18 protein-coding genes are annotated in these 18,375 nt (G+C 67.5%); 9 read left to right on the top strand and 9 right to left on the bottom strand.

What is annotated here, in order from left to right; all coding sequences use genetic code 11:
• Positions 1–11: 11 nt before the first annotated feature.
• From BM004_RS32585 to rtcR, 8 genes are all read right to left on the bottom strand, one after another.
• Positions 12–944 (bottom strand): bifunctional Delta(1)-pyrroline-2-carboxylate/Delta(1)-piperideine-2-carboxylate reductase, encoded by a 933-nt coding sequence (locus BM004_RS32585; protein WP_093219645.1) that lies wholly within the window; start codon positions 942–944, stop codon positions 12–14.
• Positions 945–967: 23 nt separating this feature from the next.
• A complete protein-coding gene (locus BM004_RS32580) occupies positions 968–1,837 on the bottom strand; it encodes an alpha/beta hydrolase (protein WP_093132308.1) in 870 nt (289 codons plus the stop codon).
• Entirely contained in the window at positions 1,834–2,466 is a 633-nt protein-coding gene (locus BM004_RS32575) for a 3'-5' exonuclease family protein (protein WP_093219643.1), read from the bottom strand. Before BM004_RS32575 ends, BM004_RS32580 begins: the two co-directional genes overlap by 4 nt.
• Before the next feature lie 77 nt (positions 2,467–2,543).
• Positions 2,544–3,839: an SMI1/KNR4 family protein gene (locus BM004_RS32570; protein ID WP_371271165.1), complete on the bottom strand. Its 1,296-nt coding sequence runs from the start codon at positions 3,837–3,839 to the stop codon at positions 2,544–2,546.
• A 33-nt stretch (positions 3,840–3,872) separates the two neighbouring features.
• Complete coding sequence (locus BM004_RS32565) at positions 3,873–4,202, bottom strand: low molecular weight protein tyrosine phosphatase family protein (protein WP_093132313.1); 330 nt, start codon at positions 4,200–4,202, stop codon at positions 3,873–3,875.
• Between the two features lie 3 nt (positions 4,203–4,205).
• Positions 4,206–4,745 (bottom strand): 2'-5' RNA ligase family protein, encoded by a 540-nt coding sequence (locus BM004_RS32560; protein ID WP_093219616.1) that lies wholly within the window; start codon positions 4,743–4,745, stop codon positions 4,206–4,208.
• A gap of 33 nt (positions 4,746–4,778) precedes the next feature.
• Entirely contained in the window at positions 4,779–5,408 is a 630-nt protein-coding gene (locus BM004_RS32555) for a hypothetical protein (RefSeq protein WP_143072590.1), read from the bottom strand.
• Positions 5,409–5,458: 50 nt separating this feature from the next.
• Complete coding sequence (gene rtcR, locus BM004_RS32550; protein ID WP_093219613.1) at positions 5,459–7,066, bottom strand: RNA repair transcriptional activator RtcR; 1,608 nt, start codon at positions 7,064–7,066, stop codon at positions 5,459–5,461.
• 215 nt (positions 7,067–7,281) lie between these two features.
• Here rtcR and BM004_RS32545 point away from each other — a divergent pair, with 215 nt between their 5' ends.
• From BM004_RS32545 to rtcA, 8 genes are all read left to right on the top strand, one after another.
• The gene (locus BM004_RS32545) at positions 7,282–8,835 is read left to right on the top strand and encodes a vWA domain-containing protein (protein WP_093219612.1); all 1,554 of its coding nucleotides are present in this window, start codon (positions 7,282–7,284) and stop codon (positions 8,833–8,835) included.
• A 590-nt stretch (positions 8,836–9,425) separates the two neighbouring features.
• Positions 9,426–10,649, top strand: coding sequence for an RtcB family protein (locus BM004_RS32540; protein ID WP_093219609.1), 1,224 nt, complete (start codon positions 9,426–9,428; stop codon positions 10,647–10,649).
• A 2-nt stretch (positions 10,650–10,651) separates the two neighbouring features.
• Positions 10,652–10,939, top strand: coding sequence for a hypothetical protein (locus BM004_RS32535; protein ID WP_093219607.1), 288 nt, complete (start codon positions 10,652–10,654; stop codon positions 10,937–10,939).
• 57 nt (positions 10,940–10,996) lie between these two features.
• Positions 10,997–11,635 (top strand): zinc-ribbon domain containing protein, encoded by a 639-nt coding sequence (locus tag BM004_RS32530; RefSeq protein WP_093219604.1) that lies wholly within the window; start codon positions 10,997–10,999, stop codon positions 11,633–11,635.
• 11 nt (positions 11,636–11,646) lie between these two features.
• On the top strand, positions 11,647–12,600 hold the full coding sequence (locus BM004_RS32525) for a ribonuclease Z (protein ID WP_256220144.1): 954 nt from the start codon (positions 11,647–11,649) through the stop codon (positions 12,598–12,600).
• Positions 12,601–12,649: 49 nt separating this feature from the next.
• Complete coding sequence (locus tag BM004_RS32520) at positions 12,650–13,498, top strand: nucleotidyltransferase domain-containing protein (RefSeq protein WP_093219602.1); 849 nt, start codon at positions 12,650–12,652, stop codon at positions 13,496–13,498.
• A 118-nt stretch (positions 13,499–13,616) separates the two neighbouring features.
• Positions 13,617–15,722 (top strand): TerD family protein, encoded by a 2,106-nt coding sequence (locus tag BM004_RS32515; RefSeq protein ID WP_218152759.1) that lies wholly within the window; start codon positions 13,617–13,619, stop codon positions 15,720–15,722.
• 29 nt (positions 15,723–15,751) lie between these two features.
• Positions 15,752–16,813, top strand: coding sequence for an RNA 3'-terminal phosphate cyclase (gene rtcA, locus BM004_RS32510; protein ID WP_093219598.1), 1,062 nt, complete (start codon positions 15,752–15,754; stop codon positions 16,811–16,813).
• 40 nt (positions 16,814–16,853) lie between these two features.
• Here the strand turns inward: rtcA and BM004_RS32505 are convergent, their stop codons facing one another.
• Complete coding sequence (locus BM004_RS32505; RefSeq protein ID WP_093132337.1) at positions 16,854–17,303, bottom strand: MarR family winged helix-turn-helix transcriptional regulator; 450 nt, start codon at positions 17,301–17,303, stop codon at positions 16,854–16,856.
• Between the two features lie 74 nt (positions 17,304–17,377).
• On the opposite strand from BM004_RS32505, the gene BM004_RS32500 reads away from it, so the two are divergent.
• Positions 17,378–18,373 (top strand): Bug family tripartite tricarboxylate transporter substrate binding protein, encoded by a 996-nt coding sequence (locus BM004_RS32500; RefSeq protein WP_093219596.1) that lies wholly within the window; start codon positions 17,378–17,380, stop codon positions 18,371–18,373.
• The last annotated feature ends 2 nt before the right edge of the window (positions 18,374–18,375 follow it).

Below are 18,375 nucleotides of genomic sequence, written 5' to 3'. Positions count from 1 at the left end.
GTTCTTAAGTGCTAGATCGTGCTTTGCCAGACGAGGGTGGCCGCCGTCAGGTCTTCGAGCGCGCTGCCCACGGCCTTGAAGACGGTGCGCTCGTGCTCGTTCGCCCGGCCTTCGCTCTCGCCGCGGCACAGCGTCGCCAGCGTGCCCTGCAGCTCGTCGGCGCGCAATGTGCCCGCGGCCATCGCGTCGAGCAGGTCGCCCGATTTCTGCAGCGCCTCGTCGGTGTCGACGAAGGTGCGCGCGCCCGCGAAGCACCGCACGTCGGCCTCGCGCATGGCCGGCGTGAAGCTGCCGATCAGGTCGAGGTGCGAGCCCGGCGCCAGCCATTCGCCGCGCACCAGCGGCGCGGTGGCCAGCGTGGCGCAGCTCACGATGTCGGCCCGCCGCACGGCGGCTTCCAGGTCGGTGGCGGCGTGTGCGTTCCAGCCCTCTGCGCGCCACTGCGCGGCCAGTGCCTCGGCGCCTTCGGGCCGGTGGTTCCACACCCGGACCTCGTCGATGGCCCGCACGCTTGCATGCGCGGCCGGCAGCATGCGCGCGATGCGGCCGGTGCCCAGCACCAGCAGGCGGCGCGCGTCGGCGCGCGCCAGGAACGACGCGCCCAGCGCCGACGCCGCGGCCGTGCGGCGCGCGGTGATCTCGTTGCCGTCCATCATCGCGAGCGGCACGCCGGTGCGGGCGTCGTACAGCACGTAGGTCGCGTGCAGGCCGGGCAGGCCGCGCGCGCTGTTGCCGGGGAAGATGTTGATGGTCTTGATGCCCAGGAAGCCCGCGTCGCTCCAGGCCGGCATGATGAGCACGGTGCCCTTGTCGATGCCCTGGTCGATACCGTGCACATGCCGCGGCGGCACCTGCGCCCCGGCCGCGAAGGCCGCGCGCAATGCGGGCACCAGCCGGTCGAAGGCGAGCGGTGCGCGGGTGGCGGCTTCGTCGAAATGCTTCATGGTTGTCGTCGGCGTCGCGGTGGTCATTGCTGCAGCGGATGCTGCGCGGCCTCGAAGAATTCGGTCAGCGCCTTGCGGTAGGCGGTGCCGAAGCGCAGCGCCGTCATCGGCTCGAGGTGGCCGGCGCCCGGCACCTCGACCAGCCGCTTGGGCTCGCGCGCGTCGGCCAGCAGGCGCCGCGAATGCGCGAACGGAATCACCTGGTCGGCCGTGCCGTGAATGAACAGCAGCGGAATCGGCGACACGGCGGCCACGTACTTCGACGCCGCGTACTCGTCGCTCACCAGCAGGCCGGCGCCCCTGAGCTTGTCGTTGGCGATCGACGAGTACGAGTAGAAGGTCGACTCGATGGCCGCGGCCTTCACGCCCGCCCGGTTGCCCGCGCCCACCACCGCGATCGCGTTGGTGCCGCCCAGGCTCTGGCCGAAGACGAACAGCCGCTCGGGGTCGATGTCGCTGCGCGCGCGCACGTAGTTCAGCGCGGCGTTGGAGTCCTCGAACACGCCCTTGGGCTCCGGCTTGCCTTCCGACTGGCCGTAGCCGCGGTAGTCGAACACCAGCACGTTGTAGCCCTGCTTGGGCAGCCAGGCCACGAAGCGCCAGTGCGCGCTCATGTTCTGCGCGTTGCCGTGGAAGTGCACCACCGTGCCCTTGGCCTCTTTCGGGCTGCTGCGGTTTTCCGCGGGCAGGAACCAGCCGGACAGGCGCGTGCCGTCGGCGCTGGCGAACTGCACGCTCTCGTAGCGCAGGCCCAGCACGTCGGGCGTTTCGTAGCGCACGCTGTCGGGGTAATAGAACATCGACTGCACGCACCCCGCCAGCAGCAGCGGCAGCGTGCACAGCGCGAGCCTGGCGAGCTTTGCGGCCCAACGGCCGACGGGGTGGGGGGTCATCGGGGCGTGCCGGGTGGGGGGGTGCGGGGTGGCGTTGTGCGGGCTGGCGTTGTGTCGGCTGGCGTTGTACCGGGTGCGCCTGCGCGGTTCTCGGCGAGCATGTTGCAGAAGAGTGCGCCTTGCTCGATGGCGTCGTCCAGCGCCACGTGCGTGTGCGGCAGCTTGTCGAACCAGCGGCGCGGCATTGCGCGCTTGGTGCTGTCGCGGTAGTCGAGCCTGAGCATCGCCATGGCGAAGGACTTCACGTCGAGCGCCGAGTGGCTGAACGGGCTCTCGCCCGCGAAGCGCATCAGGTACCAGTAGATGAACAGGAAGTCGAAGCCCGCCGGGTAGGCCACGAACACCGGCCGCGCGGGCAGGCCTTTGAGCCAGCCCACGTAGTTCTTCATGGCGTGCGCCGGGTCCTGCAGGTCGGTGCGGCAGGCGGCCCAGGCTTCGGGCTGGGTCTTCCACCATGCGGCCGTCCTGGGGTCGGGCTCGGCGCCGGGCAGGGTGTGCAGGTTGGCGCTGAAGGTCGAGAGGAGTTGCTTGTCGGCCGTGTAGGCGGCCGAGCCGAAGCTGAGCATCGAATGCGGGCCGGGGATGGGGCCGTCGGATTCGACGTCGGTGCTGATGTAGATTTCTGACATGGGTGGATGGATCTCCTTGCTGGCCGCAGCCGTGCCGCATGCCGCCTTGTTTTGTGTGTCTTGTTTGTCTTGTTTGTTCAGCCAGGGGCTGTCGAGGCCCAGCGCTTCCACCACGGCTGCTTCGCCGGTGCGCTTGCCGCTGGCGCGCCGGTATCGGGCGGACGTCGCGGCAGGAATGCCTTGCAGGCCTTGGCGCGGTCCCTCAGGCGTTCGATGGTGGCCGCGGCCGCCCATTCCGACGGCTCGCTTTCGAGTTGGTCGAGCGCCCATTGCAGCTCGGCCTCCACGGCACTCGGCAGGGGCTCGGCCGCCACCGCGCCCTGCACGGCACACAGCAGTTGCCGCGGGCTGCCCTTGTCGAACCAGAACGCGCAGGCCGCGATGTACGAAAAAAGCGCGGCCTTCATGCCGGCATCGTCAGGCGCGGGTTTCTGTTGTGTCGATGACAGGTGCCTGGCCAGATCGTGCTTGATGTCAAGCATGCCGTCGACCATTTCGTGGCATTCAACCGGCAACTCGAAGTGCTGTTCCAGCAGTTGGGCCCACAGCGTTTCATCGAGCCGGTCCTGCAGCGCGAACTGCTTGCCGAAGCCGATGGCCGCCGCGTAGGCCTCGAGGTTGGGGTACAGGGCCTGCGCGCAGAAGATCGCGAAGGCCGCGGCCTTCGGGTTCGAGAGCCTCGACAGCGTGGGCGAGAAGACCTCGGACAACCGGCTGCGTGCCTGCGACTCTTCGACCTGCTGCGTGCACTGCCCGACCCATTGCAGGTACCAGTCATTGAAGCCCATGCGGGTTCCGTCTTCGTTCAGGAACGGCAGGATCCCTTTGCTGTCCGCCCGCAGATCGCGCCAGACGGTGCCTGCCAGCGCGCCGGTCACGACCAGCCAATTGCGCAGGGCACAGCCTTCATGGCTGATGGGGATGGCGCCGTCGGTGATGCAGGTGGCGTAGTAGTGGGCCTCGAGCTTCTTGTCCCACTCCTCGTTCATTCGATCTTCTTCTTCGACGGGCGTTGCTTCCGTGGGGTTCGGTTGCTGGGCCCAGAAGTCGTCGGGGAGGTTCCATGCGTCGCGCAAGGGGAACGGTTTCGACAGGTCTCCGACGAGCGAATAACCGTCTTCCCACGGGCCGACATCGCGCATATGGTCCTGCATGCCGAGCGGAAACACGCCATACGCCGGCCCGGCGCCTCCGTTGCCGAGTTCGGTGATGAAGCTGCGGTAGTCGTCAGGAAACCTGCACCCGTGTTTTGCTTCCATCCGCGCGACCTCTTCCTCCGGAACGGGCGGGTTCAGGTCGTACCCATGCGACCTGGCGGCGAAGCAGGCGCAGTCCAGGTCGAGCCGCTTGAGCGTTCGAAGGCGGGACAGCATGTCGGTCACGGCGGATTCGTTTCTTTCTGCAAATCACTCGATGCCGAGAATCGACGGAACCGAGCGCTGCAGCTCCTCGACCAGTTGCGCGTCCATGTATTTGTACTCATCCGGAATGTCGAGCACATGGATCGGCTTGTGCGCCAGCATGCGCGTGAACTCCGCCACCAGCCGCGACTTGTGCTTCTCTTCCATCACGAGGATCACGTCGGCCCATTCGATGTCGTCGATGGAGACCTTGTGCCGCGCGTTCGGGCTGGTGCCGGCGGAGCGCGCCGAGACCATGGGGTGACGGCGCCAGAGCTGCTCCGCGGTGGGGCTGCGCCATTGGTTGCGGCTGCAGATGAAGAGAACGTTGCGCATGGATCAGGGGGTTGCAGGAGCAGGAGCAGGAGGCAGGCGGAAGACGTGCATGTCTTGCCAGCGGCCGGACGAGTTTTCGAGCAAGGTGACTTCGGTGCAGCGCGCGTGCACGGGGCCTGACGCGACCAGGCGCGCCTGCAATTCGGCGGCCGCTTCCGCCGCATGCCGCGCATCGCCGTGCGCCACGCTGAGGTGCGGAATGACGCCCTCGTGTTCGCCGCCGTAGGGCAAGAAGCCGGGGAAGGCCGCCACCAGCGCCAGCGTCATCGCGATGAACGGCGCGGCCGGTTCCGGCGCAAGGTACGCGGTCTCGGGAAAGCGGCCGACCCGGGCCAGCGAGAACGCAAACGAAGGTGTTCTTGCGAGCGCTTGCTGTGCGCGCGCCAGCACGTCGGGCGTGACCCGTGCGGGGTCCATGAAAGGCACCAGCACCGTGATGTGCGCCGGCACGCCCAGTGCCACCGTGGCGTCGTAGCGGCGGCGCAGGTCTGCGGCCAGCGGCTCGGCGGCGGGCACTTTCACGACGAATGCGCAGATGGCCATCGGGGCGGAGGATAGCGCGGCAAGCCGTGGGGGCTACGGCGCGCGGATCGCCTTCGCGTCTTTCGCTGCGATCCAGCCGCGCACCGCGCGGCCTTTCCCGTTCACGAAGTCGACTTCGAGCAGGTCTGCGCTTTCCGACACGACGCCCAGCACATCGCCGCGAACGACGTAGGCGCGCCCCGCGTCGGCGGGCGACTTGCGCAGCAGCGTCTTGTCGGCGGCCACGTGGACCAGGCGGCTCCATGTGCCCTTCTGCGTGAGGTCGAGGTCCAGGCCCTTGTCGATCAAGGGCGGCAGCACGTTGCCGCAGCCCGGCAATTGCTGTCCGCCCGGCAGGATGAGGCTCACGCTGGTGCTGCCGGGACCGGCGGACAACCGCCCCTCGATGGCGGGCGCCGAACCGTCGCCGACCGTGCGGACCACGGCCACGCTCCGGGAGCTGAGCCGCCCCGTGATCTGGAAGGTGCAACTGCCTTGCTGCGCGAAGCTGCCGTTCACGGCGCCGCCGCCGTCGAGCGCCAGCATCAGGCCTTCGTACAGGCCCGGTCGCAGCTCGCCTGCCTTCGTCGTACTTGCCGGTGCACCTGCCTGCGCGCCCGTGGCGAACACCAGCGCCGCGCCTGCAAACCACAAGGCGCCTGTCATTCCACGCATGTTCTTCATCGGTTCACTCCTCCCTGCCATCTCTTTGTGTTGTCCGGTCGCCGAATCTATCAGCGGCCAATGTCGTTCCATTCGAGTCCGTGCTTGCCCAGGTACTTGCGCAGCCGGTCCGCATCGTTCACCACGCTGCGCTGCGCGCGCGAGGCCTGGAACAGCTGGCGGCCCGCGTCCGAGAGGCTGCGCGATGGCCGGCACACGCGCACCACCGCCTCGAGCTGCAGCCGGTCGAACAGGTCGAGCGCCGCGGCGCGCTCCTCGCCGAGCAGTGCGTCCAGGTCGATGTCACCAGCCGCAGCGGCGGGCGCCGCCCCCGCATGCTTCCACAGCCAGCGCAGCCGCGCAATCTCCGCCTCCACCAGCGCCACCGGAATGCGCCCGCCGTCGGCCAGCGTCGCCAGCCGCGTCACGCTGGCCGACAGGTCGCGGAAGTTGCCGCTCCACGGCGCCTCCGCGCTCTGCGCGAACCGCAGGTAGGCCGCGCGCGCCTCGGCGTTGAAGCGCACCACGCGGTGGTTCTCCGCCGCGTGGATGGCCAGCAGGTGGTCGACGTTGGGCTCGATGTCCTCGGGCCGCTGCGCGAGGCCGGGCAGGTCGTAGGTCCAGAGGTTGATGCGCGCGAACAGGTCTTCGCGAAAGCGCCCCTGCGCCACGTCGCTGCGCAGGTCGCGGTTGGTGCCGGCAATCAGCTGGAAGTCGCTCTCCACTTCCTTGTCGGCGCCCACGGGGAAGAAGCGCTTCTCCTCGATCGCCTTCAGCAGCATCGCCTGCTCGTCGAGCCCGAGCTCGCCGATCTCGTCGAGGAAGAGGGCGCCCTGGTGCGCCGTGCGCAGCAGGCCCGCGCGGTCGGCCGCGGCGCCGGTGAAGGCGCCCTTCCTGTGGCCGAAGAGCGTGGAGGCGGCGCCGTCGCCGCGCAGCGTGGCGCAGTTCACCTCCACGAACGGCCCCGTCATCTGGTGGCGCGCCTGCTTCAGCTCGAACATGCGCCGCGCCAGGAACGACTTGCCCGCGCCCGTCGGCCCCACCAGCAGGATGGGCGCGCGCGAGCGCACGGCCACGCGTTCGATCTCGTCGATGAGCGCATTGAAGCGCGCGTTGCGCGTGGCGATGCCGCTCTTCAGGAACGCGACCGCGTCGCGCTGCTCCGCGTCGAAGCGCCGCGCGATCACGTCGTAGCGCGACAGGTCGAGGTCGATCAGCGTGTACTTGCCGGCCTCGCCCTCGCGCTGCTTCTTGGGCGGCGAGGTCTGCGCCAGCACGCCGGGCACCACGCGCGATTCCGACAGCAGGAACATGCAGATCTGCGCCACGTGCGTGCCGGTGGTGATGTGCGTCCAGTACTGCTCGCGCTCGGTGTCGAAGGTGTAGGCACGGGCCCAGTCGTACAGCCGCGTGTAGACCTCGCCGAAGTCCCACGGGTCGGCGAGGTCGAGCGGCACGAGGTTGACCGTGGTCTCGGGCGACACGGCGGTGATGTCGGCCTTCACCACCTCGGCCAGCGCCTTGTGGCGCAGCGTGTAGAGCAGCTCCATGCGCGAGACGACCATGTCTTCGTGCTGCGCGAGCGAGACCGTGGGGCGCCACTTGTTCCAGCGGCCCGCACCCTGGCCGGCGTCGAGCTGCGTGCCGAGGAAGCCGATGACGACGATGGATTTCTTCATTGATTGGATAAAAGACTATCCAAAATTATAAGAAATGAAGATAAATTTTCCAAATGACAGTGGCGCGTCGTATCGTTATTCAAGAAAAACATCAATCAAATCAATGGCTTGAAAGATCTTCACGACGACAAGGCCTGCGCTGGCACACCCGTTGCAATAAGGATCACAACCCCAGAAAACAATCGAACAAAAAGAACCGAACAAGGAGAAGTCACATGGCCAACCTTCAACTCTTCCAGACGCTGCGCGGTGCCCTGCAACCCGTGGCCGACACGCGCAACGAAGCCGGCGGTGCCGCCTATGCGCTGTCGCCCAAGCACCAGCTGGCGCAGCTCGCGGCCACCGGTTGCCTGAACAACACCTTCTACGCACAGGCCAAGGACCAGCTCGACGCCGTGCTGGCCCTGGCCCGCGAAGTCGATCCGCTGTTCGTGGCCAAGACGGCCGTGTACGCCCGCCGCGCCGGCCACATGAAGGACATGCCGGCGCTGCTGGCGGCCACGCTGGCGGTGCGCGACGTGTCGCTGCTCGCCAAGGTGTTCCCCCGCGTGGTGGACAACGGCAAGATGCTGCGCAACTTCGTGCAGATGCTGCGTTCCGGCGCGGTGGGCCGCAAGTCGCTCGGTACGCGTCCGAAGAAGCTGGTGCAGCAATGGCTGCTCGAAGCGACCGAGGCGCAGCTGCTGAACGCCGCCGTGGGCAACACGCCGTCGCTGGCCGACGTGGTGAAGATGGTTCACCCCAAGCCCGCCGAAGCCTGGCGCGCTGCGTGGTTCGCATGGCTGATCGATCGTCCGTATGCGCTGGAGGCACTGCCTCCGGTGACGCAGGCCTTCGAGCGCTTCAAGCGCGACCGCACGCAGGAAGTGCCCGACGTGCCGTTCCAGATGCTGACCGCGCTGGAGCTCGACACCCAGGCCTGGGCGCGGATCGCGCAGCGCGGTTCGTGGCAGATGGTGCGTCAGAACATGAACACCTTTGCGCGTCACGGCGTGTTCGCACTGCCGGGCCTCGCCGAAGCGGTGGCCGCCAAGCTGCGCGATCCGCAGGCGGTGGCCAAGGTTCGCGTGCTGCCGTACCAGTTGATGGCGGCCTGGACCGCAACCGGCGCGGAAGTGCCGCACGTGGTGAAGGAAGCGCTGCAGGACGCGATGGAACTCGCGCTGGCCAACGTGCCGCAGTTCGAGGGCCGCGTGGTGGTGTGCCCCGACGTGTCGGGCTCGATGAGCTCGCCCGTCACCGGCCACCGCGGCTCGGCGACCACCGCGGTGCGCTGCATCGACGTGGCCGCGCTGGTGGCTGCCGCCGTGCTGCGCCGCAATGCGGATGCGCGTGTGCTGCCCTTCGAGACGAAGGTGGTGCCGCTGCAACTGAATCCGCGTGATTCGGTGATGACCAACGCGGCCAAGCTGGCGGCGGTGGGCGGTGGCGGTACTTCGTGCAGCGCGCCGCTGGCGCTCCTGAACAAGGAGAAGGCGCAGGCCGAGCTGGTGGTGCTGGTGTCGGACAACGAGTCGTGGGCCGACCGTGCCCGTGGCCGCGGTACCGCGACCATGCAGGAATGGGCGGCGTTCAAGAAGCGCAACCCGACGGCACGGCTGGTGTGCATCGACATCCAGCCGTATGCGACCACCCAGGCGCAGGAGCGTGACGATGTGCTGAACATCGGCGGCTTCAGCGACGAAGTGTTCAAGCTGCTGGCGGTGTATGCCGCGGGTGGCCTGGGCGCCGACCACTGGGTGGGTGTGATCGAAGAGACTTCGATCTGAAGGAGAAGTGAGAGGGCACCGTGGGCTTTGGCCCGCGGTGCCCGATCCGAAGAATTTGAACGTCGTCGTTCGGCGAATGCAGATGTGACTACATCACCCATCCGAAGTCACATCGACCGTTTGTCGCCGAACGGGGATGAAGGTTGAATGTGCGAATGCAGGCAGGACTACATGGATGACCGGGGGTTCGAGTCCCCAGCCTCTGCGGCGCGGTCGATGTCTTGCCACTTTTGTCGCACTGTTTTTTGTGCAGCGAATGCTGACGGAACTACAGACTCTTAATCTCGTGGTCGCGGGTTCGAATCCCGCCGGTCTAAAGACCGTAGCTCAGTGGTAGAGCACGACGTTTCGTCGATTTTTGTCGCTGCTTTTTTGTTTCGAGGTGAATGCAGGCAGGTCTACAGGTTAGAGCGTCATGGTCTTGGCCATGAAGGTCCCGGGTCCGAACCCCGGTCTGTTTCGGCAGATAGCTCAGTCAACGACCTGTCGTTACTCGTCATCTCATTTTTGTTTGGGGCACGCATCATGGTCGCCGTACCGGTGCGGGTTCGTCGTGAAGAATAGTCAGACACACGGAGAGAGAAAAGAAAATGGAACAGAACTACAAACTGCATGAAGTGGCCAACGGCGTCCCCGTGAAGATGTGGACGAACGGCGTGCCCGTGGAAGACGAAGCGCAGAAGCAGTTGGAAAACGCCGCGCGCCTGCCCATCGTGTTCAAGCACATCGCGGCCATGCCCGACGTGCACTACGGCATCGGTGCGACCGTGGGCTCGGTGATTCCGACCTTCAAGGCCATCATCCCCGCCGCCGTCGGCGTGGACATCGGCTGCGGAATGATGGCCTGCAAGACCACGCTGAACGCGCGCGACCTGCCCGACAACCTGGGCCCGCTGCGCTCGGCGATCGAGAAGGCCGTGCCGCACGGAAGCAATCCCAAGCGCATGGGCCGCGACAAGGGCTCGTGGGAAACGCCGCCCGACGAAACCGATGCGGCCTGGGCCACGCTGGTGGATGAGTTCGACCTGATCTGCGAGGACTACCCGCGCATCAAGAACACGAACAACCACAAGCACCTGGGAACGCTGGGTACCGGCAACCACTTCATCGAGGTGTGTCTGGACGAAGCGGGCGCCGTGTGGTTCATGCTGCACTCGGGTTCGCGCGGCGTGGGCAACGCCATCGGCACGCACTTCATCGAACTCGCGAAGAAGGACGCCGAGCTGCACCAGCGCAACCTGCCCGACCAGGACCTGGCGTACTTCGAGGAAGGCGCCAAGTACTTCGGTGACTACGTGCGTGCGGTGGGCTGGGCCCAGAAGTTCGCGCGTGCGAACCGCGAAGTGATGATGCAGCGCGTGGTCGCGGCCGTGCGCAAGGTGATCACCAAGCCTTTCGAGGCGCACGTGGAAGCGGTGAACTGCCACCACAACTACGTGAGCCGCGAGACGCACTTCGGCGAAGACGTGTTCGTGACGCGCAAGGGCGCGGTGAGCGCGAAGGCCGGCGAGCTGGGGATCATTCCCGGCAGCATGGGCGCGAAGAGCTTCATCGTGCGCGGAAAGGGCAACCCCGAGAGCTTCATGAGCTGCAGCCACGGCGCCGGTCGAAAGATGAGCCGTACCAAGGCGAAGAAGCTCTTCACCGTGGCCGACCAGATCGCCGCGACCGAGGGCGTGGAGTGCCGCAAGGACGCCGACGTGATCGACGAGATTCCGATGGCCTACAAGGACATCGATGCGGTGATGGCGGCGCAGGAAGATCTGGTGGAGGTGGTTTACACGCTCAAGCAGGTTGTTTGCGTGAAGGGGTGACCATGGGCGTGGACTACCGCGTCAAGGTGGCGTTGCCGTCGCGTGCCGTGGCGGAAGGCTTCTGCAGGAAGGCGGGCATCGGCTGCCATCTGCGGGTGGACGGCGATCGTGCGGACTTCTATCCCGCGCCGCCATCCTCGCCTTCGGAATGGGCGCACGCCTCGGTGACCATCGAGGCCGACGGCTTCGTCGTCTGCCTGCTGGCGAACAGCAATTTCGCGCGACAGGTGTTGGGTTGCGTCGTTCAACTCGCCACGGGCGAAGGTATCGTGACAGTGGAAGAGCTATAGAAGGATTCCGGGAAACCGGCCGGCCTTCGTAGCAACGTATTGCGAAGGTTTGAAAAAATGAAAAGCAACAAGCAACGACGTGCCGAGATCAAGGCACGGCGCCTCGACCGCGCGGTTCCGTTGGCTGTAGCGCGTCGCGCGCAACGCGCCCTGAAGCCGGGGTCGGCAGTGCATGCGTGGGACGAAGAGCCCGCGGACCTTTCGGTGCTGCGGCGCTGGAACAACACCTACGGGCTGCTGCCCATGCGCTACGTTGCGCGCGCTTTCACCTGCCGCGATTGCGGGGCGGAAGAAGTGTGGACGGCCAAGCAGCAGAAGTGGTGGTACGAGGTGGTGCACGGCCCTGTCGACAGCCATGCGGTGCGCTGCCTCGCGTGCCGTCGCGCGCGCCGTGAGCGTTTGCAGCGGGCAGGCCCCGGCGCCAATCTCCTGGGTGAGCAGTGCGAGCGTCTTCGCGCGCTGGGTGCGATGAAATCGAACGCGCAATCCGCCGCCGAAGTCGATGCAGCGCTGCAAAGCAAATGGTGGAGCCTGCGCGTCGTGGCGATCCAGACCATGGCCCGTTGGGGTGGCCAGGCGAACCTGGAGAAGCTCGATGCGCTCATGGCGGCTCGGCCGGAAGGGGGTCGCCGATACTTCGGTTGGGAGCGCGTCGCCGCCGACGCCGCAAGAAGCGCATGGATGCGCCGGGAGTGATCGCCTTGATGATGAAACTGACTTTCCTGGGGACCTCGTCCGGCACCCCCACACGCCACCGCAACGTCTCCGGACTTGCGGTGCAAACGGTGCTGGGTCCCGACTGGTTCCTGTTCGACTGCGGCGAAGGCACGCAGCACCGTGTGCTGCAAACGCCGCTGTCGCTGAACGACCTGGCCGCCGTCTGCATCACGCATGTGCATGGCGACCATTGCTACGGCCTGCCGGGCCTGCTCGCGAGCGCGGGCATGGGCAAGCGCACGAAGCCGCTGAAGCTCATCGCGCCGTTGCCCGTGTGGGAGTGGTTCGAGGCCACGCGCCGCTTGACCGACCTGCACCTGCCCTACGAGGTCACGCATGTGGATGTGGACGAGCTGGCGCTGGTGTACGAAGCGCCCGGCGTTCGCATCGAGCGCCATGTGCTGCGGCACCGCGTGCCGAGCCACGCCTACCGTGTGCAGGTCGAGACACGGCGCACGCGGCTGAAGGCCGGTGCGCTCAAGGCCGTCGGCCTGCCACCCGGTCCCGCATGGGGTGCGCTGCAGAGCGGCGAGGACGTGACCTTCAACGGCACGGTGCTGCGCAGTGCCGACTTTGCGGAAACGCAGGTCGACACCGCAGCGGCCGTGCTGGGCGGCGACAACGCCGAGCCCGCGCTGCTGCACGGCGCCTGCCAGGGCGCACAGCTGCTGGTGCACGAGGCGACGTACACGCAGGCCGTGCTCGACAAGGTCGGCCCCGGCCCGATGCACAGCTCTGCGCGCCTGCTGGCCGAGTTCGCGCAAGCCGTCGAGGTGCCGAACCTGGTGCTCACGCATTTCAGCGCGCGCCACCAGAACGAGGAAGGCATGGCGGAGTTGATGGCCGAGACGCAGGCGCACTACCGCGGCCATGCGTTCCTGGCCGACGACCTGGATGTCTATGAACTCGGCAGCGACGGCAAGGTGACCGTCACCCGAGCCTGAACCAGAGCCTGAGCGAAGAAGACGAGAAAAGAAGACGAGAGAAGAACCGATGAGCACCGAAGAATTCCTGCGCTCCGCCCACCCGATCGAGCCCGCCATGCGCGCGCAGATCATGGACGGCCTGCGCGACATCGAAGCGAAGCACGATGTCACCGTGCTGTTCGCCTGCGAATCCGGCAGCCGCGGCTGGGGCTTTGCCTCGCCCGACAGCGACTACGACGTGCGCTTCATCTACGTGAACCGCCTGCCGTGGTACCTCACGGTGCAGCCGCGCCGCGACGTGATCGAGCTGCCGATCAGCGGCGACCTCGACATCAACGGCTGGGACCTGCGCAAGGCGCTGGGCCTGATGCGCGAGTCGAACCCGACGCTGCTCGAGTGGCTGCGCTCGCCCATCGTGTACCGCAACGACGCGGTGGCAATGCCGCGCTTTCGTGCGCTGTCGGAGGCGGTGTTCTCCAACGCGCGCGCCTGGCATCACTACACCTCGATGGCGAAGAAGAACTTTCGCGAGCACCTGCAGGCCGACGAGGTGCGCTACAAGAAATACCTCTACGTGCTGCGCCCGCTGCTGGCCGCGCGCTGGATCCGTGCGCAGCCCGGCGTGCCGCCGATGCGCTTCGCCGACCTGGCGCAGCACACGCTCGATGCCGTGCGCGACGCTGCGCTCATCGAGGAAATCAACGCGCTGCTCGAAGTGAAGATGCGCGCCGGCGAAGCCGCGACCAGCCCGCGCTGGCCCGGCATCCATGCGTTCATCGAATCCGAGCTGGCGGCCAACGCGGCCGAGCCGGTGACGCCGCTGCCCTCGTCCGACGGCGCGGGGCTCGATGCTTTCCTGTGCGAGACGGTGCTGCGCTTCGACCACGGCGCGCGCGCCGCGACGGAGGCCGTATGATGTTCGTGAGCGGCTATGTGGGTCCTTCCTTCTCTCATATCTGGAAACTAGGGTCTGCGCTTTCCGCTCTTTTTTTCATGCGCCGTGCGTTCGCACCGGCGCATTCGCAGGGCACGCGATGAACGGCCACGCAATGAACAGCCAGATCTACCTGCGCCGACGTTCGCGTGTGCTGGCCCAGCCCGGCCAGGCTGTGCTGCCGCCCGCCTACCTGGCCACGCTCTACAAGGAACTGGAGCCGCTCGGCTTCACGCTGTCGCCGGCGCTCGACGCCTGCCTGGCCACCTGGGACGCGAAGCCTTTCGAGGTGTTCTACAAAGCGCTGCTGAAGGACGTGCGCGAGATGAAAGGCGTGCACCCCGCGTGGCGCCCGCTCTACCCTGACTTTCCCGAGCAGGTGGTGCAGGCGAGCGCGGCCGAGCTGTTCCTCAACGCGGTGCGCCATTGCGCGAGCTTTGGAACCTGGCGGCCCGACGAAGCGGCCTCGCGCCGCGCCGACCTGGGCGACGCCGCGCGCCGCGCGCACCTGCGCACGATCGACGTGGGCACGCAGGAAGACTTCGAGCAGATCTTCACGCAGCTGGCGGGTGCGCGCAGTTCGCTGTCGCAGCAGGACAAGGACGACCTCGACTGGTTTGTGCGCCAGTACGGCAGCAAGGTGTACGACTGGATGCCGGCGCAGATCGTGTCGAAGGAAAACCTTGCGACGCTCGGCGGTGCACTGCTGCGGGCGGAAGAGCCGGGCGTGTTGCCTTTTCTCGAAGCGCGTCTTCAGACTGCCACCGATGTGCTGCGGCTGGCCGTGGCGTGGAGCAAGGGCGACGTGTCGCTCGCGGAGCCGACGAAGTTCGCGCGCATGAAGCGCCCGCTGCGCCGCTGGCTCATCGCGTTGATGGACCGCAGCGCCAGCGTGGCCGAAGACATGGCGCGTCGGCCCGAGGTGTTCAAGCGCCTGGGCGAAGTGCTGCACCCCGGCGAGCACGCCAAGCGCTTTCCGGCCGCGGCGGCCGCGTTCGACGGGGTGCGCAACGGCGTGCGGCCGCAGGGCTTCAACCACCACATCGAGCGGCAGCTGGAAACGCGTGCCATCGACGAGGCACTTGCGTTGCTGCCCACGCGGCCCGGCGACTTCGCGCGCCGCCTCGATCATGTGCTGCGCATCGCGTCCCAGCCGGGCGCCGTGCTCGCGCGCTTCGGCGAGGTGGCGCACCAGGCTTCGACGGCGGTGCTGCTGCAGGCGATGGTGCACTTCCGCCGCCGTGGCGCGCATGCGCTGCGCAGCTTCTTCCCCAAGGGAGAAACCGCCAGCGTCTTCGCCATCGAGGACACGCGCGAGCCGCTGCCCGAAGGCGTGGCGGAGCGGGCGGCGGCGCTGTGCGAGGCGGCGTTGCTGCAGCGCTTCGCGGCGCTGCCGCCGCTGGGCCGTTGCCATGTCGATGCGGCGCTGCGCAACTACCTCGTGCCGTTCTCGCAGCGCTCGGCCTCGAAGGCGCTGCGCACGCTGGTGCGGGGCAGCCGCCTGCCGATGCCGGACGCGAACATCGTGCGCCTCTTTCTCTGGTGGAAGAACGGCCGCGCCCGCACCGACATCGACCTGTCGGCCGCGCTCTTCACCGCGCGGTACAAGTACATCGACGTGCTGGCGTACTACAACCTGAAGAGCTACGGCGGCGTGCACAGCGGCGACATCGTCGATGCGCCGCGGGGCGCGGCCGAGTTCATCGACCTCGACGTGGCGCTGTTGCGCGAGAAGGGCGTGCGCTACGTGGTGAGCTCGATCAACAGCTTCACCTCGCAGGCCTTCTGCGACCTGCCGGAGTGCTTTGCGGGGTGGATGTCGCGCACGGCCGCGGGCTCGGGCGAGATCTTCGAGCCCTCGACGGTTGTCGACCGCGTCGACGTGGCCGCCGACACCACCATCTGCCTGCCGGCGATCTTCGACCTGGAGGCGCGCGAGGTGATCTGGGCCGACATTGCTTTGAAGAAGTCGCCGCTGTGGAACAACGTGCAGAGCAACCTCGCGGGCGTGTCGCTGATGCTGCGTTCGCTGGTGGAGCTGGCCAGGCCGGACCTGCACACGCTGTTCACGCTGCATGCGCGGGCGCGGGCGCGGGGCACGTTGGTGGAGGAAGCTGGGGGGCCCGGGGAGGGCGACACGGTGTTCGGCGTGCACCAGGGAATCACGCCTTTCGATATGGACCGGATACGCGCCGACTTCATGTAGCCGGCGCATGGGATGAAGAAAAGAAAAAGATGACGACGAAGACAGAACAAGAAACGATCGAACTCGACGGCTCGCAAGGCGAGGGCGGTGGGCAGATCCTGCGCACCAGCCTGGCGCTGTCGGTGGTCACGGGCCAGCCGATGGCCATCGAGAAGATCCGCGCGGGCCGCGCCAAGCCGGGCCTGATGCGCCAGCACCTGGCGTGCGTGAACGCCGCCGCGCAGATCAGCGGCGCGCAGGTCGACGGCGCCGAGCTCGGCTCGCAGTCGCTGCATTTCGCGCCCGGTCCGGTGCGCGCGGGCGACTACCGTTTCGCGATTGCCAGCGCGGGCAGCTGCATGCTGGTGTTGCAGACCGTGCTGCCGCCGTTGCTGCTGGCCGGCGGCACGAGCCAGGTGCACCTGAGCGGCGGCACGCACAACCCGATGGCGCCGCCTTTCCATTTCCTGGAGCGCGCCTTTGCGCCGCTCGTGCGCCGCCTGGGCGCGGACCTGCAGCTCACGCTGCGCCGCTGCGGTTTCTACCCGGCCGGCGGTGGCGAGGTCGAGGCGACCATCGTGCCCGCGGCCGGCGCGCTGCAGCCCTTCGACCTGATGGCGCGCGGCGGGCAGCAGCCGGGCTTTGCCGAATGCCTGGCGCCCGGCCTGCCGCGCCATGTGTCGACGCGCGAGCTCGACACGCTAGGCGGTGCGATGGGCTGGTCCGGCGAGCAGTTGCGCCACGGTGGCGCGCGCCAGAACGAGGGCCCCGGCAACGCGCTGCTGGCCACGCTGGCTTACGAGCATGTCACCGAGGTGTTCACCGCGTTCGGCGAGAAGTCGCTGAGCGCCGAGCAGGTGGCGCATGGCCTGGTGAAGGAACTGCGCGCGTTCCAGAAGAGCGAGGCAGCGGTCGGTCCGCACCTGGCCGACCAGCTGGCGCTGCTGCTCGCGCTGGCCGCATGGCAGGGCCAGAAGGCCTGTGCCTTCACCTGCAGCGAGGTGACGGAACACACGCGCACCAACTGCGCAGTGATCGAGCGCTTCCTGCCGGTGCGCTTTGCCATCACCGAGAGCCGCCAGGCCTGCACGGTGCAGGTGTCGCCGGCCTGAGGGCCAACCCAGAAGGTCGGGCCGATGAGGTGCCGCTCACTCAGGCGAGCGGCGTCGCGTTGGCGTACAGGCGCAGCAGCATCGCGCGCAGCGTCTTCACTTCCGCCGCGCTGAAGTCCGAGGTCGCCACGGCCTCGTAGTGCTGCGCGAGCGGAATCAGCTCGCAGGTCAGCGTCAGTCCGCGTTCCGTGAGCGCAATGCGCACCGCGCGCTTGTCGGTGTCGCACTTCTCGCGCGCCACCAGTTCATGCACCACCAGCCGGTCGACGATGCGCGACAGCGCCGACAGGTCGGTGGACGCGTGCGTGGCCAGTTCCGACAGCGTCTGGCGCGGTGTGTGCTGCAGCGACGCGCACACGCGCCATTCGCTCAGCGCGAGTCCGTAGGGTTTCAACGCCTTCGCAAAGGCGTTGCCCATGCGCGCGCCGGCGCGCGCCAGAAGGAAGGGAATGGCCTTCTCGAGGTCGTGATCTTGGGGCAGGGTTTTCATCTAGACATGCTTGAACAATCAAGTATATAGTCCGCCGCAATTACTTGAATAATCAAGCAAATACGGAGACAGACATGAGCCCGAAGCCTTCTCGCAGAGCCGCCGTCGCATGCATCCTCGCGTTGCCTCTACTGGGTGCGGTGCCGCCGGCGCAGGCCCAGGGCAGCGCAGCCAATTGGCCCCGGCAGGCGGTGCGTTTCGTGGTGCCGTTCCCCGCGGGCTCGGCGCCCGACGTGCTGATTCGCCATGTGGGCGCCAAGCTCGGCGAGAAATGGGGGCAGGGCGTGATCGTCGACAACAAGCCCGGCGGCAGCGGCGTGATCGGCATGAACGCGATCCTGGCGGCACAGGCCGACGGCTACAACTTCGGCTTCGTGCAGGGTTCGGCGATCTCGGTAGCGCCCAGCACCATCAAGGGCGTGACCTACGACTTCAACCGCGACTTCGTGCCGGTCACGCTCGCGGCCGTCGCGCCTTTCATGCTCGCCGTGCCGGCCAGCTCGCCCTACAAGACGCTGGGCGACTTCATCGCCGCCGCGCGTGCGAAGCCGCAAGGCATCGAGGTGGCCGACAACGGCCGCGGCACCGCGCCGCACCTGGCCTCGGCGCTGCTGGGCCTGCAGTCGGGCGCGCAGTTCCTCGAGGTGCACTACCCCGGCGGCGCGCAGGCCATGCAGGCCACGCTGGGCGGCCAGACGCAGATGATGGTCGAGACCTACAACGTGGTTGCCGGCAACGTGCAGGGCGGGCGCATGCGCGTGCTCGCGAGCATGGGCGACCGCGTCGAGGCCGGGCTTGAAAACTTTCCGCTCGCCAGCAGGACCGTGCCCGGCGCCGTGGCGCACGGCTGGTTCGCCGTCATTGCGAAGAAGGGCGTCGACCCGCTGGTGCTCGCCAGGCTCAACAAGGACATGAACGAGGCGCTGCTGCTGCCCGACGTGGTGGCCAAGTCGCGCGAGCTCGGCACCTACCCGCGGCCGGGCAGCCCCGAACAGCTGGCGCGCTACATCGCCGACGACCGCAAGACCTGGCAGGACGTGCTGGACAAGCTCAACATCAAACCGGAGTGATT

Source organism: Variovorax sp. OK212, assembly GCF_900112425.1.
Classification (GTDB): Bacteria; Pseudomonadota; Gammaproteobacteria; order Burkholderiales; family Burkholderiaceae_C; genus Variovorax.
Note: the sequence above shows the minus strand (reverse complement) of the source record. Positions and strands in the feature narration are given on the sequence as shown.

Coding starts and splice junctions, on each gene's coding strand:
- BM004_RS32585 (WP_093219645.1), bottom strand. CDS start 944: ATGAAGCATTTCGACGAAGCCGCCACCCGCGCACCGCTCGCCTTCGAC.
- BM004_RS32580 (WP_093132308.1), bottom strand. CDS start 1,837: ATGACCCCCCACCCCGTCGGCCGTTGGGCCGCAAAGCTCGCCAGGCTC.
- BM004_RS32575 (WP_093219643.1), bottom strand. CDS start 2,466: ATGTCAGAAATCTACATCAGCACCGACGTCGAATCCGACGGCCCCATC.
- BM004_RS32570 (WP_371271165.1), bottom strand. CDS start 3,839: ATGCTGTCCCGCCTTCGAACGCTCAAGCGGCTCGACCTGGACTGCGCC.
- BM004_RS32565 (WP_093132313.1), bottom strand. CDS start 4,202: ATGCGCAACGTTCTCTTCATCTGCAGCCGCAACCAATGGCGCAGCCCC.
- BM004_RS32560 (WP_093219616.1), bottom strand. CDS start 4,745: ATGGCCATCTGCGCATTCGTCGTGAAAGTGCCCGCCGCCGAGCCGCTG.
- BM004_RS32555 (WP_143072590.1), bottom strand. CDS start 5,408: ATGAAGAACATGCGTGGAATGACAGGCGCCTTGTGGTTTGCAGGCGCG.
- rtcR (WP_093219613.1), bottom strand. CDS start 7,066: ATGAAGAAATCCATCGTCGTCATCGGCTTCCTCGGCACGCAGCTCGAC.
- BM004_RS32545 (WP_093219612.1), top strand. CDS start 7,282: ATGGCCAACCTTCAACTCTTCCAGACGCTGCGCGGTGCCCTGCAACCC.
- BM004_RS32540 (WP_093219609.1), top strand. CDS start 9,426: ATGGAACAGAACTACAAACTGCATGAAGTGGCCAACGGCGTCCCCGTG.
- BM004_RS32535 (WP_093219607.1), top strand. CDS start 10,652: ATGGGCGTGGACTACCGCGTCAAGGTGGCGTTGCCGTCGCGTGCCGTG.
- BM004_RS32530 (WP_093219604.1), top strand. CDS start 10,997: ATGAAAAGCAACAAGCAACGACGTGCCGAGATCAAGGCACGGCGCCTC.
- BM004_RS32525 (WP_256220144.1), top strand. CDS start 11,647: ATGAAACTGACTTTCCTGGGGACCTCGTCCGGCACCCCCACACGCCAC.
- BM004_RS32520 (WP_093219602.1), top strand. CDS start 12,650: ATGAGCACCGAAGAATTCCTGCGCTCCGCCCACCCGATCGAGCCCGCC.
- BM004_RS32515 (WP_218152759.1), top strand. CDS start 13,617: ATGAACGGCCACGCAATGAACAGCCAGATCTACCTGCGCCGACGTTCG.
- rtcA (WP_093219598.1), top strand. CDS start 15,752: ATGACGACGAAGACAGAACAAGAAACGATCGAACTCGACGGCTCGCAA.
- BM004_RS32505 (WP_093132337.1), bottom strand. CDS start 17,303: ATGAAAACCCTGCCCCAAGATCACGACCTCGAGAAGGCCATTCCCTTC.
- BM004_RS32500 (WP_093219596.1), top strand. CDS start 17,378: ATGAGCCCGAAGCCTTCTCGCAGAGCCGCCGTCGCATGCATCCTCGCG.